Below are 3,302 nucleotides of genomic sequence, written 5' to 3'. Positions count from 1 at the left end.
AGAGAGCATAGTAGCTTCCTCTTGACTTACTTTTACGAAGTGTGCATGTTTTATAAAGGTTAGACAATCTTGAGAGAATTGTTCTGTATTTGTAATGAGTGCACTTCGATAATTTGGATCAAAAGAAATAAAATGCCCTTTATCTTTCGCATATTGTAACAACTGAAAATACGTTTCTTTTAATGGGCTTGATAGTAAAGCTGTCGCTGAACCGAAATGTATTAAATCATTCGTTTGTATTTTTGATAAATCAATGCTATTGAATTGATATTCACCATCTGCACCACGCATAAAAGTAAAATCACGTTCGCCATCTTGATCGATGGATACGAATGCAAGTGTTGTTTGTTTATCTTTTATGAGCATGGATGTATCGACTTGCGCACGCTGTAAAGTTTGTTCAAGAAACTCACCAAATGGGTCGTTTCCTACTTGCCCCATAAATGTAGCGTGTCCACCTAATTTTGTAATCGCAGCAGCAACGTTAGCGGGTGCTCCACCAGCTTTTTTTTCGAAATCTGAACCGTTTACTAAAGAAACATTAGTATTTCGGCACACAAAATCAATTAATAGTTCACCTATACAAAAGACATTTCTCATACAATCCCTCTTTTCAGCTTATATTGTGTGATGGTAAAGTTTAATTTTGCATCTGAAAAGATTGCGATATGATGTTTCATGTCTTTTCGAGGAAAAACTCGGGACGTAAAGACTGTTGAACCATCGTATAAGAAAATTTCCACGATGCTTTTATCTACAAATATTTGTAGTTCTATCGTATCTTGAATATCTATTTTTTTACAGCGTTCAAATCCATATTCTCCGCCAAATTGATGGTAGAAGTTGCCCCTGTCTATAGAAATAGTACCTTGTTCCCGATTAAATGTAATGGGGAAACATTCCTCCTCATTGTGGAAGAGAGAAAGACCAAAACGTTTTGCATCTTCTGTTTTAAGTGTAACAATTAATTCATAGGAGTCTTCATCATCAAGCGTTGATAATACATTTAATCCAGCTGTTATATCTCCTGAAATGTCTTTTTTTGTTGTTCGTAGTTTTGTTAATTCTGAAACTGGTTTTTGTTTTAAGATGTTATCTTCTAATGTTAATTCACGTGGAAGTGTTAGGCAATGAGCCCACATATAATCATCAGAAGGATATGTGATTTCACTTGATCCTGCCGCAAGCCATGCGCGCCAAACGGGAGGCCCGCAGGACACCGACTTGGAGCGCGGCTGGAGCGGGTCGTATAGTCAGGTATCGCACAGCAATGGAACGCCGATGAACGCTACCCCGCAAGGCCGCGCTGCTCGGGTAGACAGGGTGGGAAGTCCGGGCAACGGACAATACCCACTGCGCAACCTGTCGCATTTGCCCGGATGTGGCGCCGTCGTTCGTGATGAGACCGCATGTTCCAAGGATCAATCCTGCAGCGACATGGACCGCTCATGCTGAAATCCGTCCCCAGCCTTGCTCATGTTGCGTTGATCGCCCTGATCACACTGGTTGTCGCAGGCTGCAACAAGGAACGCTCGTTCCCCGTCTATCGCGAGAATCCTGCGCCAAGGGATGCGCTGCCGATTGTGATTCGGGTCCACGATGCACCCGTGGATGTCCCCGTTCCTTCGGTCTTCGTCACGTATGAGATAGACCCACTCTGTCTGCCTCCGGTCAACAATTGGGAGGGGGTGCAGTACGAGCCGAACCAGCACAGGGTTGAGGTTCAGGCACAGCGCCTCAGTGCAACTGAATTCAGCAGTGCTGTTTTCAACGACGGTATGGAAGTTGCCGACTATTACGGTCGTGGCCCCTGCACTTGGACACCCGTGCTCGTGGAAGCTTCGTTCCCCTTCATCATTGATGGTCGCCCAATTCGAGCGTCCGTCGCAGCACTATTCACGGAAATTGAGGGCGGGAGAACCTTCACTGCTTACGTAAAGCGCGCATTGCCGCCCTTGACCACAGGACAGTCGACAGAGCGGACGCCAACCGAGCCTTCAAGTTGGTACGAAAAGATGCCCCCAGAGAAGCGCGAGGAGTACTTTCCAATCGAAGTCTCCACAAGGATTGAAGGAGCATCGCAATGAATCCTAGAGAAAGCGCGGCGCTTTCGGACAATGTCTATAAGGACCCGCTTCCGCCCGTCAGTTCCGACATCACCGTCGGCGGAACAAAGTATGAGGTCCTCGCTTGTCGTGACTCTGGGAGCGGATATCAGGGCATTGTCTACCTCAACATCAATACAAAGGAAGTCATCGTCGCCCATCGCGGTACCGAGTTTGATCGTCAGCCCATGCTTGATGGCGGCATCGACGCCGCGATGGTCACCGCCAGAGTCAACGCGCAACTGACTGACGCGCTGGCGCTGACAAAGCAAGCCCTCAGGCTGGCCGAAGAAAGGGGAGCGGGGCCAGTACACGTCACCGGCCACTCCCTGGGCGGCGCGCTCGCACAGATCACTGCACACCACTACAACCTTCCCGGCGACGCGTTCAATCCCTACGGTGCCGCCGGGCTGGCATATCGCCTTCCTGAAGGCCAGCCAGCCAACGCGGCACCCTTCACCAACCATGTGATGGCAGGCGACCTGGTCAGTGCCGGCGGTCCCCATTACGGCAAGGTCGAGATGTATGCGCTGCCCAGGGAACTGGAGATCCTGCGCAACGCCGAGCACGGCCAGCGCATCGCCTCGATCGGAACACCCGGGATGAAGAGCGGCCATGTCATGTCCGCCGCGGTGGCGGTCCAGTTGGGCGACTCCCATCGAGTGGTTCATTTCCTTGATCGCATGACCGATAAGGGCCCGGTGCAATCTGTACTGGACAATCCACAGGCGCGCGTTACGGATCCTGAGGACCTGCGCCGGATTGCCGACTACCGCAGGGATGTTCATCAACTACGTGCGGGTGCGACCGTGCTTGTCGGCGGCGGGCCCGGTCTGCTGCGCGACGGTATCAATTTCCTGCGTGGTGTCGAGGAAGCCGGTGCATACGCCCGCCACGAAGCTGAAGCCGAGCAGCGGGCCCGCAATGCGCTCAGGCCTGGCGATAAACTGATCCAGGATGCAACCGACAAGGGCTCGCCCTCTCTCAGCAATCCCGCTTTCTCTCCCAGGACCCCTTTGCAGGAGAGCATTGAATCAACCTTGGACAGGGCAGGCCTGGATCCCAGGAAGGAAGGCCATCCAGACCATGCGCTCTACCGGCAGATTCGCGAGGGTGTATCCGCCGTGGATGCCAGGCACGGGCGCAGCTTCGATGAAACCAGTGAGCGCGTGACGGCCGGCCTGCTTGCGGCGGCCA

At 51.5% G+C, this 3,302-nt stretch carries 3 protein-coding genes and 1 pseudogene; 2 read left to right on the top strand and 2 right to left on the bottom strand.

Annotation, left to right across the window (positions count from 1 at the left end; all coding sequences use genetic code 11):
* Both ABGA94_RS06675 and scrB read right to left on the bottom strand, forming a co-directional pair.
* A partial coding sequence (locus tag ABGA94_RS06675; RefSeq protein ID WP_375366764.1) for a carbohydrate kinase occupies positions 1-600 on the bottom strand: 600 nt, incomplete at its 3' end.
* Positions 597-1,181, bottom strand: a pseudogene (scrB, locus tag ABGA94_RS06670) (beta-fructofuranosidase); the annotation flags it as partial. The pseudogene scrB and the gene ABGA94_RS06675, both read right to left, overlap by 4 nt.
* 267 nt (positions 1,182-1,448) lie before the next feature.
* Between scrB and ABGA94_RS06665 the strand changes: the two are divergent.
* On the top strand, positions 1,449-2,087 hold the full coding sequence (locus tag ABGA94_RS06665) for a hypothetical protein (protein ID WP_095379467.1): 639 nt from the start codon (positions 1,449-1,451) through the stop codon (positions 2,085-2,087).
* The coding region (locus tag ABGA94_RS06660) for an XVIPCD domain-containing protein (RefSeq protein ID WP_262096682.1) at positions 2,084-3,302 on the top strand (1,219 nt) is incomplete at its 3' end. The genes ABGA94_RS06665 and ABGA94_RS06660, both read left to right, overlap by 4 nt.

Origin of the sequence: Stenotrophomonas sp. 3diitr2024, from assembly GCF_042136455.1 — a bacterium.
In the GTDB taxonomy this organism is placed as follows: Bacteria; Pseudomonadota; Gammaproteobacteria; order Xanthomonadales; family Xanthomonadaceae; genus Stenotrophomonas; species Stenotrophomonas sepilia.
The sequence above is the reverse complement of the archived record's forward strand: the minus strand, read 5'-3'. Positions and strand labels throughout refer to the sequence as shown.

Coding starts and splice junctions, on each gene's coding strand:
- ABGA94_RS06665 (WP_095379467.1), top strand. CDS start 1,449: ATGCTGAAATCCGTCCCCAGCCTTGCTCATGTTGCGTTGATCGCCCTG.